1 protein-coding gene is annotated in these 1,428 nt (G+C 59.0%); it reads right to left on the reverse strand.

The annotated features are described in order from the left end of the window. Positions 1 to 28: 28 nt before the first annotated feature. Positions 29 to 1,380, reverse strand: a protein-coding gene (locus tag V3B46_RS21670; protein ID WP_154261865.1) for an IS3-like element ISStma2 family transposase whose coding sequence is annotated in 2 segments (ribosomal slippage) — positions 29 to 933 and positions 933 to 1,380 — 1,353 coding nt in all. Because the reading frame shifts where the segments join, the coding sequence is not laid out codon by codon here. Positions 1,381 to 1,428: the final 48 nt, after the last annotated feature.

The raw sequence follows: 1,428 nt of genomic DNA on the forward strand, positions 1-1,428 counted from the left end.
TGAAGTGACCCCCGAGACTTGGACGGGGTCACGCGGCCGATTGGGCCTGCTCCCGGTACTTTACCGGGCTCAGACCTTTCAGTTTCAGTTTGATGCGTTCTTCGTTGTAGTACTGGATGTATTCCACCAGCCCAGCCTCCAGACTCTCGAGGCTGTCAAAGCTGTTCAGGTAGAAGAATTCCGACTTCAGCGTTCCAAAGAAGCTCTCCATCGCCGCATTGTCCAGGCAGTTGCCGCGCCGGGACATGCTTTGCTTCAACGAGTGCTTTTCCAGCATGTGCCGGTAGTTTTCATGCTGGTACTGCCAGCCCTGGTCGGAGTGGATCATGGGGCGCTCATCCGGGGAAAGCTTCTTGATGGCCTCCTCCAGCATTTGGCCCACCAGATCAAATACGGGCCGACGCTTGATCTGATAAGCCACGATTTCGCCGTTGTAGAGATCCATGATCGGCGACAGGTACAGCTTCATGCCCTGCACCTTGAACTCGGTCACGTCAGTCACCCACTTCTGGTTGGGCCGCTCGGCATGGAACTGGCGATTGAGGTCATTGCCAACCACAACATTGGCCGCCCCCTTGAAGGCCTGGTAGCGCTTCACACGCACCCGCGATTTCAGCCCCATCTCCCCCATCAGGCGCTGAACCCGCTTGTGATTGGTCCGATGACCCTGATTGGCTAATTCCAGCGTCACCGTGCGATAGCCATAGCGCCCTTGGCTTTGATCGTAGATTGCACGGATGCGCTCGCACAGCTGTGCCTCGTCCTGATCCGGATGGGCCAGGACATGGTTCTGGTAATAGAACGTACTGCGTGACAGCTCAGCTGCTTCGAGCAGAAGCGACAGCGTATGAACCTGCCTCAATCCTTGGACGGCTTGCGCTTTGCGTCCTGCGCCACCTGCTCTTCCCGGATCAAGGCATCGAGTTTTTTTAGGTAGTCGGTCTCCGCACGCAGATAGGCGACTTCCTTGAGCAGCTCATCGCGGCTCATATCCTCAGGCGGCTTGGACGAACGGGTCTTTTTCATCGGCTTTCGGGGCGGCGGCGGAGGGGGTGCCAACGCTTGGGCACCGCCTTGAGCATACAGGCGCCGCCATCGTCCCACCGCGCCGGCATCGCCAATCTGAAAGTAGGTGGTGGCCTCCCGCCCGGACAGGCCGTCCTGGCTCATTTTCTCCAGGACAGCCAGCTTGAACGGGAGGTCATAGGACCGGGCCTGGCGATGAAATCCCCGCCAACCATGCAGCCGATAGGTCGCCACCCAGCGCCTGACCGTGGAGAACTCCAGGCCGTGGCGACGGGCAATGGCTTTGACCGATGTGGAGGTCTTGCAGGCCTCCTTGGCGACCAGCAGTTTGAAACGCGCGTCGTATCTGTTCATGTATCCCTCGGGGTTGGATCTGGTGTCCAACTCCCGGGGGTCACTTCA

It is taken from the genome of Stenotrophomonas sp. SMYL11 (genome assembly GCF_036320005.1).
Lineage (GTDB): Bacteria > Pseudomonadota > Gammaproteobacteria > Xanthomonadales > Xanthomonadaceae > Stenotrophomonas > Stenotrophomonas maltophilia_A.